At 66.6% G+C, this 25,717-nt stretch carries 20 protein-coding genes; 13 read left to right on the top strand and 7 right to left on the bottom strand.

What is annotated here, in order from left to right:
• The first annotated feature begins 205 nt into the window (after positions 1 to 205).
• On the top strand, positions 206 to 1,051 hold the full coding sequence (locus EB835_RS09550) for a DNA-formamidopyrimidine glycosylase family protein (protein WP_135809239.1): 846 nt from the start codon (positions 206 to 208) through the stop codon (positions 1,049 to 1,051).
• A gap of 78 nt (positions 1,052 to 1,129) precedes the next feature.
• Here EB835_RS09550 and EB835_RS09555 read toward each other — a convergent pair whose 3' ends face one another.
• Positions 1,130 to 1,810, bottom strand: a complete 681-nt coding sequence (locus EB835_RS09555; protein WP_135809240.1) for a TetR/AcrR family transcriptional regulator — start codon at positions 1,808 to 1,810, stop codon at positions 1,130 to 1,132.
• Positions 1,811 to 1,858: 48 nt separating this feature from the next.
• On the opposite strand from EB835_RS09555, the gene EB835_RS09560 reads away from it, so the two are divergent.
• The 3 genes from EB835_RS09560 (at position 1,859) to EB835_RS09570 (ending at position 5,120) form a co-directional block, all read left to right on the top strand.
• Positions 1,859 to 3,223, top strand: a complete 1,365-nt coding sequence (locus tag EB835_RS09560; protein WP_135809241.1) for a flavin-containing monooxygenase — start codon at positions 1,859 to 1,861, stop codon at positions 3,221 to 3,223.
• Positions 3,220 to 4,083, top strand: a complete 864-nt coding sequence (locus tag EB835_RS09565; protein ID WP_135809242.1) for an SDR family oxidoreductase — start codon at positions 3,220 to 3,222, stop codon at positions 4,081 to 4,083. Before EB835_RS09560 ends, EB835_RS09565 begins: the two co-directional genes overlap by 4 nt.
• Positions 4,084 to 4,154: 71 nt before the next feature.
• Complete coding sequence (locus tag EB835_RS09570) at positions 4,155 to 5,120, top strand: aldo/keto reductase (protein WP_240688658.1); 966 nt, start codon at positions 4,155 to 4,157, stop codon at positions 5,118 to 5,120.
• A gap of 89 nt (positions 5,121 to 5,209) precedes the next feature.
• Here EB835_RS09570 and EB835_RS09575 read toward each other — a convergent pair whose 3' ends face one another.
• Both EB835_RS09575 and EB835_RS09580 read right to left on the bottom strand, forming a co-directional pair.
• Positions 5,210 to 6,841 (bottom strand): GMC family oxidoreductase, encoded by a 1,632-nt coding sequence (locus EB835_RS09575; RefSeq protein WP_135809244.1) that lies wholly within the window; start codon positions 6,839 to 6,841, stop codon positions 5,210 to 5,212.
• 191 nt (positions 6,842 to 7,032) lie between these two features.
• Complete coding sequence (locus EB835_RS09580; protein WP_135809245.1) at positions 7,033 to 8,976, bottom strand: primary-amine oxidase; 1,944 nt, start codon at positions 8,974 to 8,976, stop codon at positions 7,033 to 7,035.
• Between the two features lie 186 nt (positions 8,977 to 9,162).
• Between EB835_RS09580 and EB835_RS09585 the strand changes: the two genes are divergently transcribed.
• From EB835_RS09585 to EB835_RS09600, 4 genes are all read left to right on the top strand, one after another.
• A complete protein-coding gene (locus tag EB835_RS09585; protein ID WP_135809246.1) occupies positions 9,163 to 9,768 on the top strand; it encodes a TetR/AcrR family transcriptional regulator in 606 nt (201 codons plus the stop codon).
• A 151-nt stretch (positions 9,769 to 9,919) separates the two neighbouring features.
• Positions 9,920 to 10,867: an AraC-like ligand-binding domain-containing protein gene (locus EB835_RS09590; RefSeq protein ID WP_135809247.1), complete on the top strand. Its 948-nt coding sequence runs from the start codon at positions 9,920 to 9,922 to the stop codon at positions 10,865 to 10,867.
• Between the two features lie 150 nt (positions 10,868 to 11,017).
• Complete coding sequence (locus tag EB835_RS09595; protein WP_135809248.1) at positions 11,018 to 12,550, top strand: APC family permease; 1,533 nt, start codon at positions 11,018 to 11,020, stop codon at positions 12,548 to 12,550.
• A gap of 81 nt (positions 12,551 to 12,631) precedes the next feature.
• Positions 12,632 to 14,062: an aldehyde dehydrogenase family protein gene (locus EB835_RS09600; protein WP_205749906.1), complete on the top strand. Its 1,431-nt coding sequence runs from the start codon at positions 12,632 to 12,634 to the stop codon at positions 14,060 to 14,062.
• Between the two features lie 62 nt (positions 14,063 to 14,124).
• On the opposite strand, the gene EB835_RS09605 is transcribed toward EB835_RS09600, so the two are convergent.
• On the bottom strand, positions 14,125 to 14,736 hold the full coding sequence (locus tag EB835_RS09605; protein ID WP_135809249.1) for a TetR/AcrR family transcriptional regulator: 612 nt from the start codon (positions 14,734 to 14,736) through the stop codon (positions 14,125 to 14,127).
• Positions 14,737 to 14,859: 123 nt separating this feature from the next.
• On the opposite strand from EB835_RS09605, the gene EB835_RS09610 reads away from it, so the two are divergent.
• Positions 14,860 to 16,596 carry a CocE/NonD family hydrolase gene (locus EB835_RS09610; protein ID WP_135809250.1) on the top strand — a complete coding sequence of 579 codons (1,737 nt, stop codon included), beginning with the start codon at positions 14,860 to 14,862 and terminating at the stop codon, positions 16,594 to 16,596.
• 53 nt (positions 16,597 to 16,649) lie between these two features.
• Entirely contained in the window at positions 16,650 to 17,873 is a 1,224-nt protein-coding gene (locus EB835_RS09615) for an aldo/keto reductase (RefSeq protein ID WP_135809251.1), read from the top strand.
• 51 nt (positions 17,874 to 17,924) lie between these two features.
• On the opposite strand, the gene EB835_RS09620 is transcribed toward EB835_RS09615, so the two are convergent.
• On the bottom strand, positions 17,925 to 18,836 hold the full coding sequence (locus EB835_RS09620) for a LysR family transcriptional regulator (RefSeq protein ID WP_240688659.1): 912 nt from the start codon (positions 18,834 to 18,836) through the stop codon (positions 17,925 to 17,927).
• 110 nt (positions 18,837 to 18,946) lie between these two features.
• On the opposite strand from EB835_RS09620, the gene EB835_RS09625 reads away from it, so the two are divergent.
• Positions 18,947 to 20,140 carry an acyl-CoA dehydrogenase family protein gene (locus EB835_RS09625; RefSeq protein WP_135809252.1) on the top strand — a complete coding sequence of 398 codons (1,194 nt, stop codon included), beginning with the start codon at positions 18,947 to 18,949 and terminating at the stop codon, positions 20,138 to 20,140.
• 7 nt (positions 20,141 to 20,147) lie between these two features.
• Here EB835_RS09625 and EB835_RS09630 read toward each other — a convergent pair whose 3' ends face one another.
• A complete protein-coding gene (locus EB835_RS09630; protein WP_135809253.1) occupies positions 20,148 to 21,221 on the bottom strand; it encodes an amidohydrolase family protein in 1,074 nt (357 codons plus the stop codon).
• A 40-nt stretch (positions 21,222 to 21,261) separates the two neighbouring features.
• Positions 21,262 to 22,161, bottom strand: a complete 900-nt coding sequence (locus tag EB835_RS09635; protein ID WP_135809254.1) for an oxidoreductase — start codon at positions 22,159 to 22,161, stop codon at positions 21,262 to 21,264.
• 49 nt (positions 22,162 to 22,210) lie between these two features.
• On the opposite strand from EB835_RS09635, the gene EB835_RS09640 reads away from it, so the two are divergent.
• Both EB835_RS09640 and EB835_RS09645 read left to right on the top strand, forming a co-directional pair.
• The gene (locus EB835_RS09640; protein ID WP_135809255.1) at positions 22,211 to 23,920 is read left to right on the top strand and encodes an ABC transporter transmembrane domain-containing protein; all 1,710 of its coding nucleotides are present in this window, start codon (positions 22,211 to 22,213) and stop codon (positions 23,918 to 23,920) included.
• Entirely contained in the window at positions 23,917 to 25,716 is a 1,800-nt protein-coding gene (locus EB835_RS09645) for an ABC transporter ATP-binding protein (RefSeq protein ID WP_135809256.1), read from the top strand. Before EB835_RS09640 ends, EB835_RS09645 begins: the two co-directional genes overlap by 4 nt.
• Position 25,717: the final 1 nt, after the last annotated feature.

Below are 25,717 nucleotides of genomic sequence, written 5' to 3' on the forward strand. Positions count from 1 at the left end.
ACCCGTGATCGAAGAGTTCGACCGCGGCTTGGGCTTGCTCGTCGGTGATCAGACAGTTGTGACGCATGGAGTGGTCCCTTCAAGTTGTCCTGTGTTAATCACAGTCCAACTTTCGGGGACCACTCCAGCGCAAGGTTGCTGAGCCCCCGTCAGGTAGCAAGGAAAGGGGCTGTCGTGATCGGGTGACGTGGCGCATACTGGACTCATGCCGGAGCTGCCCGAGGTCGATGCTCTCGTCGCCGACCTGCGTCCGCGGATCGTCGGCGACTTCGTCGAACGGGCCATGGTCGCCGAGCTGAGCATCCTCAAGACCGTCGATCCGCCTCTCGACGCGCTTGCGGGGCTCGAGATCACTGGTGTCATGCGCAGAGGAAAGGCCCTCGTCGTCGAGTTCGACGGCCTCTTTCTTGTCTGCCGATTCGCTCGGGCAGGGTGGCTGGTCTGGCACGACGAGGTGCCCGGCGGACCGGTGAAGATGGGCAAGGGTCCCTTGGGTCTGCGCGTGCGGTTGGCCTCCGGGGCAGGCTTCGACCTCACCGAGGCGGGGACGAAGAAGAACGCCTCGGTGGCCCTGGTCCGCGACCTCGCCGAGGTGCCCGTGCTCGCACAGCTCGGACCGGATGCGCTCAGCCTCGACGCCGAGGGGTTCGCCGGAATCCTCAGATCGACAAAAGCACACATCAAAACCGTCTTCGAAGATCAGACACTGATCGCCGGAATCGGCAACGCCTTCTCCGACGAGATCCTCCACGCTGCCAGACTCTCACCGTTCGCCCCAGCCGGACGCGTCGACGCCGCAACGCTGCACACCGCCGTGCATCAGGTCCTTGGACTGGCACGCGAATCGCTCATCGGTCTCCCCGCGGCGAAGATCAAGACTGCGAAGAAGTGTCTGCTGCGCGTCCACGGACGCACCGGTCAGCCATGTCCCGTGTGCGGTGCAACAGTCGCCGAAGTGTCTTTCGCCGACAAATCCCTGAACTACTGTCCCGGCTGCCAGACCGGAGGGAAGCGGCTGAGCGACCGGCGCATGGACCGCTTGCTCAAGTGACGCCTGACTGCCGACCCGGACGGCACCACCGCCCCGGAGGCGACCACCGCCCGGGCCCGCACCAGGCTCTCCGCTCTGTCACACCGGGCGGAGGCGGAACTGATGGTCGGCGATGCCATGGGCGCGCAGGGCCACCTCGGCGATGGCGGTGAGGAACTCATCCCGTGACGACCGCTCATCGGCGGGAGTGTGGATGCGCTGAACGAGCGCCTCGGTGATTCCGCCGACGAGGATGATGCTCGTGAGATCATTCGAGTCCGTCCGTGCAGTGAGGCCGTAAGCGTGGTCGAGTTCGTCGAAGGCTCCCTGCACCGCGGCGGCCAGCAGACGCATCGTCTGATGGCGCCGATCTTCGAGCGAGTCACAGATGCCGACGGCTTCGATCTCGAGGACGCGGGCCTTGCGTTCGTCATCGAGCATCGGGGACAGGGCCGCGCCGACGATCTGCCTGGCGGCCTCGGTCAGTGTGGCCCTCGAGCGGATCTTCGTTTCGTCGAGGGCTGTGGTGATCTCCTCGTTGAGTTCGATGTAGAGGTCTTCGAGGAGGCTCTCCTGAGTCGAGAAGAGCTCATAGAAGGACCGGCTGGAGACACCCGACTCCTGGCACAGGGCCTGCACCGAGGTCCTGCGGAACCCGATCGTCCCGTAGAGGTTCAGCGCCGCGTCGAGCAGCCGTGCACGACGTGCCGAATCTCGCTCCGCCCGAAGCGTGCCGTGCCAGCGACGTGGGGGAGTGGGTTGGGACGGAGCAGAATTCATCTTCCCATTATAGTGAAAATTCCAATTTTCACTGGCATACTCGGTGACATGGCTTACATGATTCGACAAGGTCGTCGCGCCCCGGCCCCCACCGCACCGACCAGCCCGGACCCCTCACTGCCGAAGGTCTGCATCATCGGGGCAGGGTCCTCGGGCATTGCCGCCGCGAAGACCCTCTACACCTCGGCCATCCCATTCGACTGCTTCGAAAAAGGCAGCGAAATCGGAGGCACGTGGCTCTTCGACAACCCCAACGGGCAGAGCGCCTGCTATGAGACCCTGCAGATCAACACCTCGTGCCCGCGCATGGCCTTCTCTGACTTCCCGATGCCCGAGCACTATCCGCACTATGCTCGCCACGATCAGGTCTTCGACTATTTCCGTGACTACGTCGACCACTTCGGATTCGGTCACACGATCACGTTCAACACCGAGGTCACCGATGTTCGCCGAGGCGACCGTGGCGGTTGGGATGTCGACATCGAGTCCACGGCTGGTTCCGAAACCCGTCACTACGACGCCGTGATGGTCGCCAACGGCCACCACTGGGATGCCCGGTGGCCCGAGCCTGCCTACCCGGGGGAATTCGACGGCGAACAGATCCACGCCCACGACTATCGCAGCGGTGACCAGCTCGACGGACGTGATGTGGTCGTCGTCGGTGCCGGCAACTCGGCCATGGACATCGCTGTCGAAGGCTCGCGCCGGGCCCGCAGCGTCAACCTCTCGATCAGGCGTGGCCAATGGGTGATGAAGAAGACTGTCTTCGGGAGGGCCGCGGACCAGGTCGTCCTGCCCGGATGGGCCCCGTGGTGGATGACCTCGGCCAGGCTGCGCCTCGGCGCGATCCTCTCTGGCGGATTGAAGAAGTACGGACTGCCGGTGCCCGGCCACGCTCCCGGTCAGTCCCACCCCGTGCAATCGGACGACATCCGGGATCGCCTCAGGGCGGGTGCCGTCACGGCACGACCCGGGATCGAACGCCTCGAGCGGGACCGTGTCGTCTTCACCGATGGAACTGCGGTCCAGGCCGATCTCATCGTCTGGGCCACCGGCTACCGAGTCTCGTTTCCGTTCCTGTCATCGGACGTTGTCGACGTCGAGAACAACGATCTGCCGCTGTGGAAGCGGATGGTCCATCCCGACCGGCCGGGCCTGTTCTTCATCGGACTCCTCCAGCCGGTGGGGGCCGTCATGCCGCTGTCCGAGATCCAGGCGAAGCTGGTGGCGAAGATCCTCACCGGAGCCTGCGAGCTGCCGAGCCGCCGGGACATGGTCGAACAGATGGCCCGTGACGATCGCCGGAACAAGAAACAGTTCTACGACTCGCCGCGGCACACGATGGAGGTCGACTTCGACCACTACCTGTGGGAAGTCGAACGGGAGATGAAGAAGGGAGCGGTCGCCGCATGAAGCGCTCCGGCACCACCCGCGACAAGGTCGTAGCCGTCACCGGTGGGGCACGCGGAATCGGCAAGGCGATCGCCGCCCGTTTCACCGCTGTCGGAGCCCGCGTTGCCATCGGTGATCGCGACCTCGCAGAGGCCGAAGACACTGCTGCGGAACTGGGAGTGCATGCCTTCGCCCTCGACGTCACGGACCCAGTCTCCTTCGCCGGCTTTCTCCGCGCCGTCCGCAGCGAACTCGGCCCCATCGATGTCCTCGTCAACAACGCCGGCATCATGTGGGTCGGCGCCTTCGACGAGGAGCCGGAGTCAGCCGTTCGCGCTCAAGTCGAGGTCAACCTCCTCGGCGTGATCAACGGCATCAGGGCCGCAGCGCCTGCCATGCGCGGGGCCGGGCGCGGTCACCTCATCACGGTCGCCTCGGCGGCATCGATTCTGCCCACTCCGGGGGAGGCGACGTACGCGGCGACCAAGCATGGGGTGCTCGGCTACCTCAAAGCAGCGAGAGCCGAGATGCGCGGATCCGGGGTGTGCTTCACCGTCGTCATGCCGGCTGTCGTGGATACTGTTCTGGCCGCGGGGACAGGCACCGGTGCGGGTCCGCTGCTGCATCCCGACGATGTCGCGGCCGCCGTCGTCTCCGCTGTGATCAGGCCCCGCTTCGAGATCACCGTTCCCGGCTTCATCGGCCCGGTCGCCCGACTGGCCGGCCTCTTGCCGCAGACAGTCAGGGACCGTGTCTTCGGAGCCATCGTGCCTGATCAGGTTGCGCAGATGCGGGCCGATGCCCGCGTCGGCTATGAAAAGGCGGCGTTCACGACCTCCCGCGCGGGGCAGGGGCATGGTCGGGCCGCCTCGGCGGAATAGTCCTGCATTCCGTTCCGTTGTGCGAAAGTGTGGCCCGTACGTGGCCGATCACTCGACGAATGGAGCAGAACTTGACGTCACAGAAACAGATCCCCGGCACCGACCTGAGCATCTTCCCGATCAACCTGGGTACGAACACATTCGGATGGACCGCCGACGAGGCGCAGTCCCACGCTGTCCTCGACGCCTTCGTCGCAGCCGGCGGGAACTTCCTCGACACCGCTGAATCCTATCCGGCTTGGGTGCCCGGCAACACGGGGCGCGAATCGGAGACCATCATCGGCACGTGGTTGGCCGCCCGCGGCAACCGCGACGACGTGGTCATCGCCACCAAGGTCGGCGATCACCCCGACCACAAGACGCAGAATCCCGACTACATCCGCAGGGCGATCGACGATTCGCTGAAGCGTCTGCAGACCGATTACGTCGACCTCTACTATGCCCACCGCGACGATGAGGTGACCCCCATCCCCGAGGTGGCCCGAGTCTTCGATGAGATCGTGCGTTCCGGTAAGGCCAACTACGTCGCGGTGTCGAACTATTCGCAGGCCCGGCTGAGCGAATGGCTGGCCGTTGCCGAGACCGAAGGGCTGGCCAAACCTGTGGCCATCCAACCGCAGTACAGCCTCGTGGCCCGTCACGACTTCGAAACCGAGCTGAAGCCAGTGGCCGAGCGGCACAATCTGGCCGTATTCTCCTACTTCAGCCTCGCCGCCGGATTCCTCACTGGAAAATATCGCACCGAGGCGGACCTCGAAGGTGCCGATCGCGGCGGAATGGTGCAGGGCTACTTCGGCTCGGCCGGGTTGAGAGTCGTCGACGACCTCGTCGCGATCGCCAAGTCGCACGACGTGGCACCGGCGACGGTGGCGCTGGCCTGGCTGCTGGCCAAGGGGGTGACGGCCCCGATCGCCTCGGCGCGGGAGCCGCGACAGCTCGACGCGCTCATGGCGGCACCTTCACTGGAGCTCAGCGCCGATGAGATCGACCGACTAGACCGTTCCTCTGCCCCGTTCGTGGAGGAAGATCCCTCCTGAGGATTCCTCCCGCACCCCCAGAACTACCTGACGGCGGCTCAGCAACTTGGCGCGAGGTTGCTGAGCCGCCGTCACGTAGCAATAGGGGGTCAGGGGGCGGTGATCCCCTCGGCCGGTGAGCCGACGAGGGATGCCGCGGCGCGCTCGGCGATCATGATCGTCGGCGCGTTCGTGTTGCCTGTGGGCACTTGCGGCATGATCGAGGCATCGGCGATGCGCAACCCGCTCAACCCGTGGACTGCGAAGGTGCTCGGGTCGACGACGGCGCTCTCGTCCCGGCCCATCCGGCACGTGCCGACCTGGTGGTGGTAGGTGACGACAGATCCACGGACATACTCCTCGAGGTCCTCGTCGGCCACCTCGGGGCCGGGGAAGATCTCGGTCGGTGTCCACGGTGCCAGGGCCTCGGCGCGGCCGATCTCACGGCACTGCCTCACCGAGGCGACGAGCGCGTCGACGTCGGCCCGTTCAGAGAGCACCTGCGGATCGACGAGAGGCGGATCCTGCGGATTCGGTCCGCTCAGACGCACCTCGCCGCGACTCTCGGGACGCACGAGTCCGCCCTGGAGGGTGAACGCGCCACCCGGGCCGGGCCCGATCTGCGCCGCCGGCTGCGAGTCCTGGGCATACATCGGCACGGAGAAGAACAGCGGCTGAGTGTCAGGCACGGGCAGCTCGGGCTTCGACTTCCAGAACAGATGCACCTCGGCAGGCGCGACCTCACCCATCGGCACCTCGGTCTCACCGGTGGCGAAGACAACAGGGGAGAGCCAATGGTCCTGGAGGTTCTTGCCGACCCCGGGCAGATCAAGGACGGGGTCAATTTCGACCTCGCGCAGCTCCTCGGCGGGTCCGATCCCTGAACGGAGCAGGAGCTCGGGGGAAGCGAGCGCACCCGAGGTGAGGACCACCTCGGCGCCGGTGAGGGTGCCCACCCGACCGCGGAAGTCGACCTCGAGCCCGGTCACCTGCTTGGCCTCGTCGATGAGGAGGCGGCGGGCGTGTGTCGAGGTGAGGATCGTGAGATTCCCATCGCCGAGGCGGGGCTTGAGGTATGCCCGCCACGTGTTCAGCCGTTTGCCGTCACGAACGTTGAGCTGGATCTTCGCCACACCTTCGACACTGCCGGAATTGTAGTCGGGGTTGAGCGGCAGCCCAGCCTGCTGCGCGGCTTCGAGCATGTCGTTCTGGAGAGGGTTCCGCTCGTAGTCGATGCGCACGTCCATGGGACCGTCGGCGCCGCGGGTCTCGGTGATCTCGCCGTCGAAGCTCTCGATGGCCCGGAATACGGGGGAGACCTCGTCCCAGGACCAGCCGGGGCAGCCGGCGGCGACCCACTGTTCGTAGTCCCAAGCGTCGCCGCGGACCCAGATGACGGCGTTGAGTGCGTTGGAGCCGCCGAGGACCTTGCCTCGGGGCAGGTGGATTCTCCGATTCATCGCGCCGGTCTGCGGGGTCGTGTAATAGTCCCAGTCCTGGTCGGAGTGCCAGATGAGGCCGAGGTTGTTGAGGTGGTCGATGTTCGGGTTCGTCTCGTCCCCACCGGCTTCGACGAGGCAGACCTTCTTGCCGGCGTCGAGGAGGCGGCGGGTGATCACGCAGCCGGCGGAACCGGCGCCGACGACGATGTAGTCGAAGTGCTCGGACGGCAGTGCGGTCGGGAAGTTTTCGGGATGGTCGCTGATGGTGGCGGCGACGGTGCCGTTCTCGGTGGAAGTCATTCCGTCAGGCTAGTGACCCAGATCACCGAGGCGGAAGTGGTCGGACGAGAATCCGCGCGCTTCGCCAAGTCCGGACGCCCGGGTGCGCACGGATCGTCAATCCGACCCCGATCTGTCCGCTCCCTGCTACCTGACGGCGGCTCTGCAACCTGGCGCCAGGTTGCGAAGCCGCCGTCAGGTAGCAATTTGGGCTAGTCGTCGCAGCAGTGGCCGCCGGATTCCGGTGCCGGGACGTCGAGGACGGGGGAGCGGTCGAAGAAGCCCTCGGGTCGCAGTTTGAATCCGACGGTGTCGACGGGCATGATCGGCCAATCCTCGACCCGCGGGAAGTGCGTGAGGCCGAAGCTGTGCCAGAGCACGATGTCCTCACCGTCGACGCTGCGATCGGCCGCCGTCCATGCAGGCAGTCCGGCGCCGCCGGAGTGCTGGTTCGGGAAATCCCCGGTCGGATAGCGCTCGTCCTCGCGATACTGCGACACCCACAGCGCCTTCGACGCGAACGTCGCCCGCCGATGGATCGACGAGTCCTCGGCCGCGAGCAGCGTGGGCAGTCCCGTCGGGTGGAGCTTGTAGCCGACCGGTTCGCCGAGGCGGTTGGTCGAGTCCGGATTCGTCACCACCCAGGTCCGTGCCTTCGACTGATCCGCATCACGCTGAGCGGCCAGCTCGGTCGGCAGCACCGTCCTTGAGCGGGAGAAAGCATTGCCGCGCGGGTTGCTCTCCGAGACCGGCAGCCGTACGACGTCCTCCTCCTCGACCCGGCACCGACCGCCGTCGAGGGCGAAATCGAGACGGGCCCCGAAGAGGTGCTGGTGGAACGGGGCGCCGAGGCCCGGAGCGATCTCCGAGGCGAAGTCGGTCGACCCGTTCGGCAGCGCCGAGGTGAAGACTACACCGGTCGCCTTCGCCTCGAACTCGATCGTGCCGTCGAGGTAGAGGTACCAGTAGAAGCCGTAGTCATAGTTGCCGACCGTGGTGAAGAACGAGACGACGAAGCGGCGATTGCGCCTTGTGTAGGCCACCCCCGACCACAGGTCGGAGTGCTTGGCCAGGATCGAGGCGTCCTCCTCGTGCATGCAGATGCCGTTCTTGATCTGCCGGGGCTCGCCGAGGTTGTTGACCACCCAGGGGGAGAGATATGTGATGTCGCCGAGGCAGTCACACCCGAGCTCGAGCGAGTTCGCCCACTGCCCGACGAGGTATTCCCCGGTGTCGAAGTAGTTCTGCCACGACCGTACCGGGGAGGGGTCACCGTAGGGCACGACCATCTCTGCGATCGCCGCCCGGTCGAGGATTCTGCGGCGGCGCTCGCCGTCATCGAAGGCGATGTTGTGGAGCACGAGGCCCTCACGCATATCGAAGCCGACGTCGAGCGACCATTTCTCCCATTCGATGTGGTTGCCGTCGGTGAGGCTGAAGCTCGGGCCCTCGGGCTGGGTGATCTCGATCGGCTTCTGCGTGGTGCGCACCGGTCCCGTCAGCTCCGGGTCGGTGTAGTTGCCGTGTTCGGTCGGCACCGGCACGTCCTCGAGGTCGAGGATCTGATCGACCGTGCGGTTGGTGACGTCGACGTAGGCGACGAGACCGTCGATCGGGTGGGCCCAGGCCGAATCGGTCTCGTGCTGCTGGTGGAAGGCGAGCCCGCGCAGGATCCGGCGCCCCGATTCCTCGGGATACTCGAAGACTCCGGCCGACAGAGGTGCGACCCGGACCTCCTCGACGGGCAGCCCACGGCGCTTGAGGATCTCCTGCCACGTCGGATCGGCGGCGAGCACTGCCTCGACGATCTCGAACTCCTCCTCCATGACGGGGAACTCGCCGTCGAGGGTGGAGTCCACCTCGGTGACGGAATCGACGGTGCCGCGGGTGACCGAGACGACGATGTCGAGCGCCGTGCCGGCGGTCTTGTCGAGAACGAGAGCGCGGAACCGACGGTCGACGGCGTCCGCGGAACGCTCGGTCCTGCGGACGGGATCGAGCAGGCCGAGGTAGGCCATCCGGGCGGTGTCGGGGAAGTGGCCGGCCTCGCGCAGGGCCGCGGTGACGGCTGTGATCTCGGCTTCCGAGGCCAGCGTGAAGGGCGTGATCGTCGTGGGAGTCTCGGCAGTATCGACCGTGGGCGTGTGACAGGACATGGTGCACCTTTGCAACGGAGTCTGTGATTCGGTTCACTTTAAACGCTACACTCGTAGAAAATAAAGTCAAGGGGTCATCGACGGACTTCGCGCCCCGCGAAGGTGCGATTTGCGACAATCAAGGCAACCCTGACACCGACCCTGACGCCGACAAAAACACAGACACCGACAGTGACCGGAGGAGCCATGCCCAAGATCGTCGATCACGACCAGCGTCGCCGCGACCTCGTGCTGGCGACTCGCCGGATCATCGTGCGACAGGGGCTCTCGGGGGCGACCATGCGCGATATTGCCGCCGAGGCGGGATTCGCCAATGGTGTCATCAAGACCTACTTCGGCGCGAAGTCCGATCTGCTCGCCGCGACCTACCTCGACGTGTTCGAGGCGACGAACCGCCGGGTGGAGACCTCCACCGTCGGTCTGCGCGGGATGGCGGCCCTGCGGGCCTTCGTCGGTGAGGTCCTGCCGGTCACCGAGGACACCCATGAGGAGGCGAGAGTGGTGCTGTCTTACCTCGCCGAGGTGGCTCAGAATCCCGATCATGCGCGCACGACCGCGGTGACCCTGGAGCTGTGGGAAGGGTGGATCGTCGCGTGGATGAGCGAGGCACGTGAGGACGGCACCCTCCGCACCGAAGTCGATATGGCCCGGGAGGCCGACGTCCTGCTCACGTATCTGCTCGGTGCGCAGACGATGGCGATCGTCGGCGGCCGGCGCTTCGACTTCGCCGGATTCCGTGCGCAGCTCGACTACGGACTCGGGCGGCTGGAGGCCGGAGCATCGAGTGCATGAACCTGAAGCAACGCGCCATGCCAGGGTAAGGAGACCGAATGGTCGGTAAATCCTCAGTTGGTCGTGACTGACCGCTCGGTTGGGGATAGAGTGGCCGCACGGTGATCGTCGGCGCAGGGGTCGACGGTCAAGGGAATCGCTAAGGACGTTCATGTTGCTTGAAGGGACCGCCTCGGACTTCGACGGCTGGCAGAGCCTGGTCTCGGACTCCTTCGTTCCGCTCGACACCGAACCCCAGCGTCGAGGCGGCTTCACCGGACGCATCAGCGCCCGCGACTACGACGCGGTCGTGATGTCGCACATCAGAGCCGATCCGCACGCGGTGCTGCGCACGCCGGGGCTCATCTCCCGCAGTGATGCTGTGCATGCCGGTGACGACTACTTCAAGGTCTCCCTCCAGCTCGAGGGTCACGGGATGCTCATCCAGGACGGTCGCGAGATGGCGCTCGCCCCGGGGTCGCTGGCCATCTACGACACCTCGCGGCCGTACACACTCAGCTTCGACTCCGACTTCTCCTCCTATGTGATGATGTTCCCGCGCTCGCGGGTGACGATGCCCGTCGACATCGTCAGTCAACTCACCGCCACGCCCATCGGTGCCGACCACCGCCTCGGCGCCGTGGCTGCTCAGGTCATCTCGCAGGCGGGGGCGATGCTGCCGACGCTCAGCCGATCGGTCGGAGTGCGGCTGGCCGGCAATGTCGTCGACCTGCTCACCACCGTCATGGCCGACGAACTCTGCGGCTCGGGTGTGCCGGAGGAGAAGCAGGTCCTGCGCGCCGAGATCATCGACCACATCGAATCGAACCTCGCTGATCCGCAGCTCTCACCTTCGACCATCGCGGCCGCCCACTTCATGTCGGTGCGCACCCTCCACCAGGTGTTCGAAGGCTCGGGGGAGTCGGTGTCCGGGGAGATCCGCCGCCGTCGGGTCGAGAGATGCCGCCAGGACCTCGCCGACCCGCTGCAGAAGCAGGTGCCCGTGGCCGCCATCGGCGCCCGTTGGGGACTCGGCGACCCGGCGCACTTCTCGCGCCTCTTCCGCAGCGTCGCTGGGCAGCCGCCTGCCGGATTCCGCCGGAGCGCCCTGCGCGACTGAGGGTGGTCCGCCGCGGGCGCGAGCAGCCGGCTGAATGAGGCGCGTGGACGGTCACCTGCGCCGATCGTCAAGAACTCCGCCTGCAAAGCCAAGACTCTGCACCTCTCGGTGATCCAGACTGGCAACAGTCATCACTGTTAGGTGGATCACATGAGCATTCTCAGTTCGGATTCGACCAATGGGGGTCGGAATCCCCGGGGCAAAGAGGCTCCGGCAACGACAGAACCCTCCACGCATCCGGTCACTGCCGGTCTCGATTCCCGGCGGATCGGAGTGCCCGCGCTCGTCTTCATGATCATCGCCGCCTCGGCGCCGTTGACGGTCGTCGCCGGCGGAGTGCCGAGCAACTTCGCCGTCACCTCGCTGACGGGAATTCCACTCTCCTTCGTCGTCCTCGGCATCGTCCTCATCCTCTTCGCCATCGGCTATGCCGCGATGAGCAGGCACGTGCACAACGCCGGCGCCTTCTTCGCCTACATCTCCAAAGGGTTGGGCAAACCCGCGGGGATGGGCGCGGCCCTGACCGCGCTGGTGGCCTACAACGCGATGCAGATCGGCATCGCTGGGATGTTCGGCTTCGTCTTCTCCTCGTTCCTCGAAACCCTCACTGGGATCTCCCTGAGCTGGTGGGTCTGCGCTCTCATCGGCTGGGTCATTGTCGGCGTCATGGGCGTGTGCCGCGTCGACTTCTCCGCGAAGGTGCTCGGCATCGTCGTCGGTGCCGAATTCCTCGTCGTCATCGTCTTCGACCTCATCGGGATCGTCCACAGTCCCGAAGGCGTCACGGCCGATGGACTCATGGTCGATCAGCTCTTCGCCCCCGGCGTGGGTGCCGCACTCGCATTCTCGATCGCCGCGTTCATGGGGTTCGAATCCGGCGCCATCTACAACGAGGAGGTCAAGGATCCCCGGCGCACGGCGCGCCGGGCCACCGTCATCGCGGTGAGCATCATCGCCGTCTTCTACGCGATCTCCGCGTGGGCGATGGTCGTCGGTGAAGGGGCTTCGAACGTCATCGGTCGGTCTCAGGAGTTCGGTCCCGACCTCATGTTCGTCTTCCTCGGCGAGCACGCGCCCGTGTGGTTCGTCGACCTCGCCAATCTCCTCTTCCTCACCTCGCTCATCGCCGCACTCGTGGCCTTCCATAACATTGTCGCTCGCTACTTCTTCGCGCTCGGCCGCGACCGGGTCCTGCCCTCCGTGCTGGCGCGGACCTCGAAGCGGACCGGTGCACCGGTCGCCGGATCGCTCACTCAGTCGGGGCTCGCGCTCGTCGTCATCCTCGTCTTCGCCGCGGTCGGCTCCGGCAGCGACGACCCGCTGTTCCCCGTCGTCACGCTCTTCACCTGGCTGACGAACATGGGCGCCTTCGGCCTCGTCCTCCTCATGGCGCTGACCGCTCTCGCCGTCATCGGGTTCCTCCGCACCAAGGCGGGCGAGTATTCGCTGTGGACACGTGCGATCGCCCCCGGCCTCTCGGCGATCGGGCTGTTCGCACTGTTCGTCTCCATCGTCCTCAACTTCAACGTCCTCATCGGGCTCGACGGCATCAGCGTGCTGTCCTGGGTGCTGCCCGCAATCGTGCTCGTCCCGGGCCTCATCGGCACGATCTGGGCGATCATGCTGCGCTCGTCGAGATCGCAGCTCTATGCAGGAATCGGATCCGGTGGTTCCCTGGGATGAGAACCCGCACTGATACCCGAACCGATCCGCGATGAGAACCCACCGACCCCACAGTTCAGTCACCACCAGAGAAGGAGCATCATGACCACCGACGCCACCACCACCGACCTGTCGACCACCGCGGGCCTCCTGTCCGCGATCGAGGATCCCGCGGGGCGCGAGATCCTCGATCCCGCTACCGGCGGGGTAGTCGGTCGCACCCGTGAAGGCGGTACTGCCGACATCGACTCAGCGGTCGCCTCGGCGAGGGAGGCCCAGGCTTCATGGGCTGCCCGCCCGATCGCCGAACGCAGCGACCTGCTGAACAAGGCCGCCGATGCTGTCGATGCCTCGGCCGAGGCGCTAGCCGAACTGCTCTCCCGCGAGCATGGCAAACCGCTCAACGGGCCGAACGCCCGGTTCGAGGTCGGAGCCTGCTCGGCATGGCTGCGCGCGAACGCCGCCTTCGAGCTCGAGCCCGAAGTCGTTGTCGACGACGGAGAGACCCATGCCGAACTCCACTACCGTCCGGTCGGCGTCGTCGGGGCCGTCGGCCCCTGGAACTGGCCGATGATGATCTCTGTGTGGCAGTTCGCCCCGTCTCTGAAGATGGGCAACACCGTCGTCCTCAAGCCCTCGGAATACACTCCGCTGTCGGTGCAGGCGCTCGTCGTCGTCATCAACCAGGTGCTCCCGGCCGACGTGCTGACCGTCGTGCCCGGCGACGGCTCTGTCGGTGCCGCGCTGACCAGCCACGACGGTGTCGACAAGATCATGTTCACCGGTTCGACGAAGACCGGTCAGGCGATCATGCGCACCGCCGCGGACAAGCTCGCCCGAATTACCCTCGAACTCGGCGGCAACGACGCCGGCATCGTCCTCGAGGACGCCGACCCCAAGGCGATCGCCGGCGACCTGTTCTGGGGCGCGTTCATCAACACCGGCCAGACGTGCGCGGCGATGAAGCGCCTCTACGTCCCCGAATCCCTCTACGACCAGGTGTGCGAAGCCCTCGTCGAGGTGGCCGGGCAGTCCCCGATGGGCGTCGGACTCGAGGAGGAGAACGTTCTCGGACCGCTGCAGAACAAGCAGCAGTACGACATCGTCGCCCGCCTCGTCGAGGCAGCCAAGGATTCAGGCGCCCGCGTACTCATGGGAGGCGACCCGGCCGCCGGCCAGCCAGGCTACTTCTACCCGACGACGCTCATCGCCGATATCGACAACGACAATCCGCTCGTTGCCGAGGAGCAGTTCGGTCCGGCCCTGCCGATCATTAAGTACACCGACCTCGAGCAGGCGATCGAATGGGCCAATGAACTCGAGGTGGGACTCGGCTCCTCGGTGTGGGGCACCGACCTCGACGCCTGCCGAAACGTCGCTGCCCGCCTTGAAGCGGGAACGACGTGGATCAACAAGCACGGGGCCGTCGACCCGCGGGTGCCCTTCGGCGGAGTGAAGAAGTCCGGCTTCGGCCTTGAGTTCGGGGTCGAGGGACTCAAACACGTGAGCGTGCCCCACGTGATCAGCTGGTAACCCTCCCCAAATTACTACCTGACGGCGGCTCTGCAACCTGGCGCCAAGTTGCAGAGCCGCCGTCAGGTAGCAGGGGCGAGAATCGCCTGAATCGCCGGGGCCACGATGGCCACGATCTCCTCGGCGTCGGCCTCTGCCAGCGTGGGAACCCCGATGACGTCACGGCCGGTGATGAGTCCGACGAGCATCGATGATGCCAGAGCGGCCCGAACTTCGGCATCCGCCTCGGCGCGTTCGCGTGCTCCGACAAGAAGGCGGGACTGTGTGAAGTCGGCGAGCTGAGCGCGCGCACTCTCGTTGACGATCGCCCCTCGCAGCATCGCCAACAGCGGCTGGGCCTCCTCGGGTTCGGACTCCCACGCAGCCAAAAACGCCCTGACCACGCGCTCGCCGAGGTGCTCCCTGGGTCCCCGAAAAGCCGTGTCGAACCGCTCGAGCGCCGAAGCCGGGACTGCCATCACGGCAGCGAAGAGCTCCTCCTTGTTCCGGAAGAACTGCATCACCTGGGAGGGGTCGACCCCGGCATCCGCGGCGACGCTGCGGATGGTCGTGGCGGTGAAACCCTTGACCGCGAACTGCGCACGAGCAGCAGATAGAACGGCCTCACGGGTGCTTCCGCTCCCGGGCCGTCGGCCGCGCTTGGCCCTCGAGGTGGATGAATCAGACTCACTCATGCCCCCAGTCTAGTGTGCCCAGAAACACATCTCAACACTTGTTGAGTTTCGACGACGCCGAGCGTAGGCTGACTGCGAAGCACGGAACAATCCGTGGATTCGACGAAACTCGAGGAGCCTGTCATGACCGATGACCGGAAGACCTATATCCCCTCCGCCCCGCTGCCGGAAGCGCGCACCGGAGTCCTCACCCCGTATGACCCCGGCACTCGCGTGCTCGAAGCCGGGTTCCGGATCGCACCGCAGTTCCGTGAGCTGCCCGTCGACATCGTCTTCGAGAAGGACACCCCGGTGACGCTGCGCGACGGCACCACCGTCCACGTCGACATCTTCCGTCCCGCGGATGCCGAGGAGGTCCCCGCCATCGTCGCCTGGAGTCCCTATGGGAAGGCTCAGGGCACCTCGGCGAGCGTGATGGGCGTGTTCGGACTCGTCGGACTCGACAACGGCATCGTCTCCGGACTCGAGAAGTTCGAAGGACCCGATCCCGCCTACTGGTGCGCCCACGGCTACGCCATCGTCAATCCCGATATCCGCGGCGTCGTCGACTCCGACGGCGACAGCGTCCTCTGGGATCGCCAGGAGGGCCGCGACTGCGCCGACGTCATCGAATGGGTGGCCGAGCAGGAGTGGTGCACCGGCAAGATCGGAATGTCCGGGACCTCGTACCTCGCCGTCTCACAGTGGTTCACCGCCGCCGAGGCGCCCGCGCACCTGGCCGCGATCAACCCCTGGGAGGGTGTCTCGGACGTCTACCGCGACGTCGTCATGCGCGGCGGCATGCCCGACACCGGCTTCGCCCGGCAGCTGCAGGAAGGCAGCTTCTTCGGCCGGAATCGGAAGGAAGACATCCTCGCCGAGGTGGATGCGCACCCGCTCATGGACGAACTGTGGGAGGACAAGATCCCCGACTTCGCGTCGATCACCGTGCCCGCCTACGTCGTGGCCAGCTACTCGAACACCCTCCACACTGCCGGGACCTTCCGCGGCTGGCGGCGCATCGCCTCGGAGGAGAAGTGGCTGCGCATCCACAACAGCCAGGAATGGCCCGACTACTACGACGAGGCCAACGTCGAGGACCTGCGCCGCTTCTTCGACCACTACCTCCTCGGCGTCGACAACGACTGGCCAGAGACCCCGCGCGTGCGGTATTCGACGCTCGACCTCGAGGGCGGGGACCGCACACACATCCCCGCCACCGAATTCCCACCGGCCGCCTCGGTGAGCACGAAGTTCTACCTCGAGGCGAACTCCAGGACCCTGATGACACAGGCTCCCGAGACCGGCGCCGAGGCGGTCTACGACGTCGACGCCAACCCCGATGCGGTGTCCTTCATCGCGAACTTCGATAACGAGACCACACTCGTCGGCTACCCGAAGGCCCACCTGTGGGTGGAGGCTCGGGGAGCTGCGGACATGGACCTCTTCGTCCTCGTCCAGAAGCTCGACTCCCAGGGCACACCCCTGCAGGCCTTCACCGTGCCCAATCACAACGCGCGCATTCACGACGTCACCGACCACGGTGCGACGATCCTGCGCTACAAGGGCTCCGACGGCAGGCTCCGGGTGTCGATGCGCCACCTCGACGAGGCATTGACCACCGAGGATGTGCCCGCACACACCTTCGACCGCGTCGAAAAACTGGGCCCCGGCGAGGTCGTCGAGATCGACATCGACCTGTTGCCGATCGGGCTGACCCTCCACCGCGGCGAGCAGCTGCGCTTCGTCGTCAGCTCACGCAATCTGCTCGGCACGATGATGCCGGGCATCCGCGAATACGTCGGAGACAACGCCGGAACTCACGTCATCCACACCGGTGGCGAGTATGCGTCCTACCTCCAGCTGCCGGTGCTCGGCTGACCGGCAGTCCCTTCCCCACCTGACGACACACCTCCACCGATCTAGGAGAACCCATGTCACTCAATGATGCCGAAACCGCCCGCACGGCCGCCGAACTGCAGGAGAACTTCGACCGTTCGAGGCTGACCCTTGCCGAGGCGGCCACCGACCTTGCCGTCACCGAGGGCCAGCTGCGGGCACTGCTTCGCGCCGAGGGCGTCGACCCGGCTGCGGTCTGGCAGCTGCGCGACTACCTCGAACAGGCTGTCATCGATGCCGGGGTCGAACCCGCCCCGTTCACCATCCTCACCGAGGACAACCGCCGCCTCGCCCGCGGATGGTTCACACTTCGCGAGGCACCGCGGCACGACTTCGGCGATCGTGCTGCTTCCGGGGCCGCACCGCAACCCGGTGGTCAGACACAGCTGGGGTCACGCAGCGTGGCCCGCATCGGCTACGGCGCGATGCAGCTCGAACGACTCCGCGAAGACCGGCCCACGGGGGTCTCGCTGCTGCGTCGGGCCCTCGAGCTCGGCATCGATCACATCGACACCGCGCAGTTCTATGGCAATGGTCTGTCCAATGAACTCATCCGGGAGGCGCTCTCGCCCTCCGACGATGTCGCGATCGTCAGCAAGGTCGGAGCGGCCCCGGACCCGGAGGGCCCCTTCCCGATGCGCGCGGCGCAGCGGCCCGAGGAGCTGCGTGCCGAGGTCGAGGCAAACCTGCGCACCCTCGGAGTCGAGCAGTTGGCCGTGGTCAATCTGCGCCGCATGGATACCGGGGTGACGATCCCCCTGCCTGAGGACCAGGTGGTGAGCATCGAGGATCAGCTCGCGGAGATGGTTGCGATGCGCGACGAAGGGCTTATCGGCGGGATCGGGATGAGCAACACGACCATCGACGGGCTGCGGACGGCGCTGCCGGCGGGAATCGACTGTGTGCAGAACTCCTACAGCCTCATCGCACGCGACGACGATGACATGCTCGATCTCTGCATCGCCGAAGGCATTGCCTGGGTGCCGTTCTTCCCGCTCGGCAGCGGTTTCGAAGGCCTGCCGAAGGTCACCGACGAGGAAGCTGTTACCCGGACCGCCGGCGAACTCGGCGTCACCGCCTCACAGGTCGGTCTGGCCTGGTTGCTCCACCGGGCCCCGAATGTTCTTCTCATTCCCGGCACGGCATCGATCGGCCACCTCGAGGAGAACACGGCCGTCGGCGACATCGAGTTCAGCCGAGATCAGCTGGCCGCCCTGGACGCGATCCCCACCCGCGAACCCGGCACAATCCGCCCCTGATTGCTACCTGACGGCGGCCCAGATACCTCGCGCTGGGTATCTGGGCCGCCGTCAGGTAGTAATTGCGGAGGGGAGGACCTCGCGGACGATGTCTATGACGCGGACCAGGGCCTCCGACGGGTTGTTCCGGCGCCACCCGAGCGCGAGTGTGAAGGCATCGTCACCCTCGTCCAGCCGCACATAGCTGACCCCGTCGATGCGGATGTGCTCGGAGGGCGCCACCACGACGGACATGCCGACCTGCGCGCCCACCAGGGCCAGCAGGCTGTAGGGGTCAGGTGCCTCCTGGACGATGCGGGGGAGGAAGCCGGCCTCGTCGGCCAGTCGCATCATCACCTCCCTTACTTGTGATCCATGAGACGGGGCATAGGAGATGAATGGCTGTCCGGCGAGTTCGGTCATGCTCACCGCCTCCCGGTCGGCCATCGGATGATCCGAAGGCACCGCAAGCATGACCCGCTCCTGCCGGATGACGTGAACGTCGACGCTGGCCGGTGCGGGCGGGCTGACGATGGCGAGATCCATCTCCCCGTCCCGCAGCGCGATCGCGGCCTCCCCGCAGTACATCTGCGGTCGCAGGTCGAGGCTGATGCCCGGATGCCGCTGCCCGACCTCCCTGGCCAGCCGGGAGAGGATCGCATAGCCACTCGTGCCGCCGAAGCCGATGCGGACCCGACCCGCGAGTCCCTGCTGGGCGGCGCGGGCGATGCGCCTGGCACCGTCGACCTGTGTCCCGATTGCCGCGGCCGGCTCAAGGAGCGCCTCACCAGCCGGTGTCAGACGCACCCGCCTCGTCGTTCGCTCGAAGAGTTCGACGTCAAGGTCGCGCTCGAGCGCCCGGATGATCTGACTCAGTGCCGGCTGGGCGATGTGCAGCCGCTCTGCCGCGCGCCCGAAATGCAGCTCCTCGGCGACGGCGAGGAATGCCGTGACCTGCCTGAACTCCATGTCTGACCTCGCCATTCACAATTGATAAAAATATTGACTCAATAGATGCAATATTACCTCTTGGACTCTGTGTAATTCTGGTGGCACTGTGGAGAGCGACCCCGATCAGCCTCCGAGGAGACACCTTGACTGCCACCGCCCCAGCCCCCACAACCACCGCCGATCCCTCGGACCTCCTCGACCTTGCGGGTCTCTTCACCGAGACCGAACTCGAACTGCGTGACCGGGTCAGGGCCTTCGTCGACGAACGGATCCGCCCGAACATCGCTGACTGGTACGAGAACGCGGTCTTCCCGACCGAGATCGTGCCCGAGATGGGCGCCCAGGGTCTGCTCGGCATGCACCTGAAAGGCTACGGCTGCCCGGGTCGCTCCGCCGTCGAATACGGTCTCGCTGCCCTCGAACTCGAGGCCGGTGATTCCGGACTGCGGACCTTCGTGTCCGTGCAGGGGTCGCTGGCGATGTCGGCCATCCACAAGTTCGGCTCCGAGGAGCAGAAGAACCGGTACCTGCCCGGAATGGCCGCCGGCGAGATCATCGGCTGCTTCGGACTGACCGAACCCACCGCGGGCTCCGACCCCGCCTCGATGGCGACGACCGCGAGCCGCAACGCTGACGGAACTTGGACCCTCAACGGCGCTAAGCGCTGGATCGGTCTGGCCTCGATCGCGCAGATCGCTGTCATCTGGGCCGCCACCGAGGGCGGCATCCGCGGATTCCTCGTCCCCACCGCCACCGAGGGGTTCACCGCCACCCCGATCGGACAGAAGCTCTCGATGCGCGCCTCCATCCAGTGCGACATCACCCTCGACGAGGTGGCCCTCCCGGCCGACGCCATCCTTCTGGAAGCGAAGGGACTGAAGGGGCCGTTCTCCTGCCTCAACGAGGCCCGCTACGGGATCATGTGGGGTGCGATGGGCGCGGCCCGCGACTCCTTCGAGGTGGCACTCGACTACGCCCAGAACCGTCTGCAGTTCGACAAGCCGCTCACCGCGTACCAGATCACGCAGGAGAAGCTCGTGAACATGGCCCTCGAGATCCAGAAGGGCATCCTGCTCTCGATCCAGACCGGGCGGCTCAAGGATGCGGGCACGCTCGATCCCGTGCAGATCTCGGTCGGCAAGCTCAATAACTGCCGGGAGGCCATTCAGATCTGCCGCGACGCCCGAGCGATGCTCGGCGGCAACGGCATCACCCTCGAATACTCACCGCTGCGGCATGCGAACAACCTCGAATCCGTGCGCACCTACGAAGGCACCGACGAGGTCCACACCCTCATCCTCGGCCGCCACATCACGGGCCAGCAGGCCTTCCGGTAAGAAGCGCTCAGACGAGCCGACGTCCGCCGACAACTACCTCGGCGGGCGAGCTCAACACCGAAAGATCGGCGAGCGGATCACCGTCGACGACGATGAGATCGGCACGTGCTCCCTCGACGATCCGACCTCGGTCGCCCAACCTGAACGTTTCCGCGGCCGCCGAGGTTGCCGCGCGGATCGCCTCGGCGGGGCTCATGCCGGCCTGAACCAGATAGTCGAGTTCGGCGTGCAGTGAGGGACCATGGTGCACGGGTGCGAACGGAGTCTCGTTCGCATCGGTGCCGGCAATGACCGTCACCCCACCGTCGAGCAGGGCGCGGACATTGCCGACCGCCAGCTCCATCGCGGCATCGGCATGCTCGCCGAGGCGGGCGTCGGCGATCGCGCGCATCATCACCAAGGTGGGGGAGACGATGGTGCCCGTCTCCACGATCCTCGCGACTGTCGCCTCCGGCAGCGGCCGATCGAAGGGGATGTGGGTGAGGACGTCGACCCCCGCGTCGAGGCCGCGATCGAAGGACGCGGCCGTCACCGCGTGAGCGACGGTGAGCAGGCCCCGCTTCCGGGCCCCGTCGACGATGGCCCGCAACGTAGGAATGTCGAGCGCGGGTGTCTCCGTCGCGTCGGGGTCCTCGATGATGATCTTGATGAGATCGACTCCGTTGTCAGTGCGCCAGTCGAGGAACCGTTCGGCATCCGCGGGGCCGGTGACACCGGATTCGGCGGGGAATCCCATCATCTGGATCTGAGTGCTGCCCGGCGCCGAGGCGGCCGATCCAGCGCTGAGGATGTTCGGCAGCTCGGCGTCGGTTCGAAGACCTGCAACCAGCGAATCCGGATGGGTCCCGAGGTCGACGACCGTCGTCAGCCCCGACCGCACGGCGTCAACTAATCGCGAACGCTCGCCGAGGTGGACGTGAGTGTCGATGAGACCCGGAAGCACGGTGGCCGCCGAGGACGGATCCGGGTCCGCGGCCGGGCGGATCGCGGTGATCGTGTCGTCGAATTCGACATCGACCGGCTCGCCGGCAGAGGCAGGGGACTCGGGGTCAAAGATGTGGACATTGCACAGAACAGTCATAGCGTCACGATACCCACCGCGACTGCGAATAGACCGATGATCAGGACAGCGATTCCGGGAATCCGACCCCCGTCAGCTCCTCCGATACCTCCCACAGCCGACGCGCGACGTCCTGATCGAGCGAGGCCGGAGTCCGGCTGGCGAAGATGGGTTCGCCGCGGGTCTCGAACGCTCTGCCCGGACCCAGGTAGGAATTGCCCGGCACGTCGGCCACGGCGGCGTTGAGCGTCGGTGCGGCACCAGCCGTGTCTCGCTGCGCGACCAGTCGCGTGAACGCTCTGCTCAGCCCCCGCCGCAGCGGCGAACCCTCACTGGAGCGGAAGAGATTCGTCGCCGCCAGACCCGGATGAGCCGCAGCTGCGATCGCTGGAGAACCTGCTTCCGTCAGCCGTCGTTCGAGCTCAGTGGTGAACAGCAGGTTCGCGAGCTTCGACTGCCCATAGGCGGTCATCGCCCGATACCGACGGCGTTGCCAGTTGAGGTCGGAGAAGTCGATGACGCCCTGCTTGTGGGCGAGCGAGGAGACCGTGACCACCCGAGAACGGATCTGCGGCAGGAGGAGGTTCGTCAACGCGAAATGGCCGAGGTGGTTGGTCCCGAATTGGGACTCGAAACCGTCGACGGTGTAGCCCAGGGGCGGGATCATGATGCCCGCATTGTTGATGAGAACGTCGATCGGACCATCGAGACCCGAGGCGAAGGTCCGCACCGAGGCCAGATCGGCGAGGTCGAGCTCCCGGACCTCGACCGACCCGCGCATAGCCTTCGCGGCCGCCTCACCCTTCTCCCGATTGCGCACCGCGAGGACGACATGGGCCCCATGAGCAGCGAGAGCTCCGGCGCTCACCCGCCCCAGTCCGCTGTTGGCGCCGGTGACGACGAAGGTCTGTCCGTCGAGACGAGGGAACCCGTGCTCGAGATCCGCAGCGATAGGCAGCATAGTGGGCAGTGTAGTCCCCGAGAATGCCGGTGATGTTAGGGTGTCCTTCGTGCCGACCATTCCTTCGTCAGGTTCAGAACTCCTGCGCAGAGCCGCTCGTCGGCGCCTCTCTCTTCTCATTCCGGGTGCCATCACGCTGTCGATGTGGCAGGTCTGCGAAGCGCTCGTGCCCGTGGCCATCGGCATCGTCGTCGACCGCGCGATCATCCCGCTGTCGTGGCCGATGCTCATCGTCTCGATCATCGGCGTCGGCCTCCTGTTCACCGTGCTCAGCCTCGGCTACCGATTCGGCGCCCGCTTCTGCAACGCCGCCCGCGAACACGAAGCGCACGCACTGCGCGTCGAGATCACCCATGCCGCACTCACCTCGGCGAACCTTCCAGCCGACCGTGCCTCGGGCGAGGTGCTCTCGATCGCCTCGGCCGATGCCGACACCGCAGCCATGTCCTTCCAACAGGCCGGACGAGGCATCGCCTCGGTGCTGGGCATGCTCACCGCCGCCGTCTTCCTCCTCGTCGCCGACCCGGTCACCGGACTCGTCGTCCTCGTGGCGGTTCCGATCGGGCTGATTATCGTCGCCCTGCCCAGCCGGTCGGTCTCGGCCAAGGCCGGCGCCCAGCTCGAGGCCGTCGCCCGTGCCGGACGATCAGCCTCCGACCTGATGCACGGTCTGCGCGTGATCAAGGCGATGGGCGGCGAACCCTGGGCCGTCCGCCGGTACCGGACCACCTCCGACGAGGCGGCCACCGCCGGCATCGCCACCGGAGAGCGCACCGGGCGCCTCGCCGGACTCGGGGCACTCGTGATGTCCATCGTCCTCGCCGCGGTCCTCATCGTCGCAGGCCTGCGCCTCATCGAGGGTCAGATGAGCGTGGGAGCCCTCATCGGCATCCTCGGGATGACAGCATTCCTCACCGAACCGATGCGAGCCCTTGCCGACATCGTCGGACAGTTCGCCCAATCCCACGGTGCCGCCTCACGGATCTCCACCCTGCTTCACGACATCGACACCGCAGACACCACAGCCACCGCAGACACCCCCTCGGCGACGGACCTTACGGACCGCGCGACCCCACCGAACGTCACCCTCGACGACTCAGGTCTGTCCGTCGGAAACTGGGACACCGGGGCCGACCGCTGTGTCGACTTCACCACCGCTTTCGGGGGACTGACCTGCATCGTCACCGAACAGGCCGATCCCGCGGCGAACCTCCTCGGCGCCCTCGGCGGCCACGCCCGCAGCACGGGACCCGACCGGATGATCGTCTCCCCGCACACCGTGGACCTCTTCGAAGGAACCATCCGGTCGAACATCACGATGATCGTCGGCACCACCGACCACCCCGTCACCGATGACGTGCTCACCGCATCGGGCACCGACGAACTCCTCGGCCTCGTCGACGGCGGCCTCGACCACCGGATCCAGGAACTCGGCGGCAACCTCTCCGGCGGGCAGCGCCAACGCGTGGCGCTGGCCCGCGCCCTCGACGCCGACCCTGCCGTCCTCGTCCTCCACGAACCCACGACCGCCGTCGACGCCGTCACCGAGGCGCGCATCGCCGACGGTGTGACCCGGCTGCGACGTAGCACCGAGGCGACCGCCACCCTCATCCTCACGAGCTCACCGGCCTTCCTCGCCGGCGCCGACACCGTCGTGTTCGTGCCAGCGACCGGGCCCGTGCTCATCGGCAGCCACCATGAGCTGCTCGCCGCCGCGGACGGCACGGCCGAGGCCTACCGACAGGCGGTGACGAGATGACGCCGCCGACCTCACACACCACCCTGACGATCGCCTCACGCCGTCGATCCTTTACCCACCTCGCCCCACTTCTGCGCGCGAGAGCCGGATGGGTCGTCCTCCTCGTCATCGCCGGACTTGCCAACGCCGGAGCCGGACTCGTCGGGCCCTGGGCGATCGGTCGCCTCGTCGACGAGCTGCCCGCCGGAGCCGGTGAGGACGTCGTCTGGTTCTGCGCGATCGCCGTGGCCGTCGCCGGAATCGTCATGGCCCTGGGCACCTGGATCGGTGCGTGGGCGCTCGCCCACATCGCCATGCCGGTCGTCGCCGAACTGCGCACCGAGGTCGTCGACGCCGCGATGTCGCTCGAATCCCAACGGATCGAATCGACGGGCACCGGCGACCTCGTCTCCCGCGTCGCCGACGACTCCCGCAAGATCAGCGAGGCCGCCGCCCAGGTGCTGCCGCTCGTCGTCGAATCCCTCCTCGTCGTCATCGTCTCCGCCGCCGGACTGGTGGCGATCGACTGGCGACTCGGCCTCGTCGGCCTCGTCGCCCTGCCGATGTACTGGCTCACCCTGCGCTGGTATCTGCCCAGATCAGAACCCATCTACAAGGAAGAGCGCGCCGCATTCGGTCGTCGCGCCGGCCGTCTCCTCGGCGGACTCACCGGAGCACAGACCCTGCGCGCCTACCGCGCCGAGGACGGGGAGATGACCCGCATCGACTCCGCCTCGGGAGAGGCCCGCGACCTCTCGATCCACGTGTTCCGGTTCCTCACCCGCGCCTTCAGCCGCAACAACCGCGCCGAGGCGGTCGTCCTCTCCCTGCTGCTCATCGCCGGGTTCGCCCTCGTCTTCTTCGGCGAGTCCACCGCCGGAGCCGTGACCACCGCCGCACTCGTCTACCACCGCCTGTTCAACCCCATCGGCGCGCTCGTCGGACTCTTCGACCAGGTCCAGTCGGCGGGTGCCTCGCTGACCCGCATGGTCGGCGTCATCGACGAAGCAACAACCTCGCCGAGGCGGTCGCAGGCTGACGTCGACAACGACGTGACCGCGGCGCCTGCCCTCGTGATCGACGACGTCTGGTTCACCTACGACGAGGATCCGGAATCGGAGAATCATGTGCTCACCGGCGTCGACCTGCGCATCGAACCGGGTGAGGTCGTCGCCGTCGTCGGCACCACCGGGGCCGGGAAGTCGACGCTGGCCCGCATCGCCGCGGGACTCTCGGCCCCGAGCAGGGGCCGGGCGGCACTGGCGAACGGTGGGACCGCCTCGGCGGGGAAAGACCTGACCACCCTGCCGGAATCCGTGCTCCGCGAACACATCGCCATGGTCGCCCAGGAGGTCCACACCTTCGTCGGGACCCTGCGGGAGAACATCGCCCTGCCTGTCGACGAGGCCTCCGACGACGCGATTCTCGCGGCTCTCGACACCGTCGGCGCCGACTGGGCACAGTCTCTGCCGCAGGGTCTCGACACCGTGATCGGCGACGGCGGACAGCGGCTGAGCCCCGTCCAGGAACAGACGATCGCCCTGGCGAGACTGGTGCTCGCAGACCCCGACTTCGCGATCCTCGACGAAGCCACCGCCGAGGCGGGTTCGGCCGGCGCACATGTCCTCGAAGGCTCGGCACGGTCAGCTCTGGCCGGTCGCGGAGCGCTTGTCGTCGCTCACCGTCTCAGCCAGGCCGAGACCGCCGACCGGGTGCTCGTCATGGATCACGGCCGGGTCATCGAAGCCGGCACACATGCCGAACTCGTCGCCGCCGGCGGACGCTACGCGCAGCTGTGGGAGGCGTGGTCGGCATAAG

The organism is Brevibacterium sp. S22 (genome assembly GCF_004745485.1).
Taxonomy (GTDB): Bacteria; Actinomycetota; Actinomycetes; order Actinomycetales; family Brevibacteriaceae; genus Brevibacterium.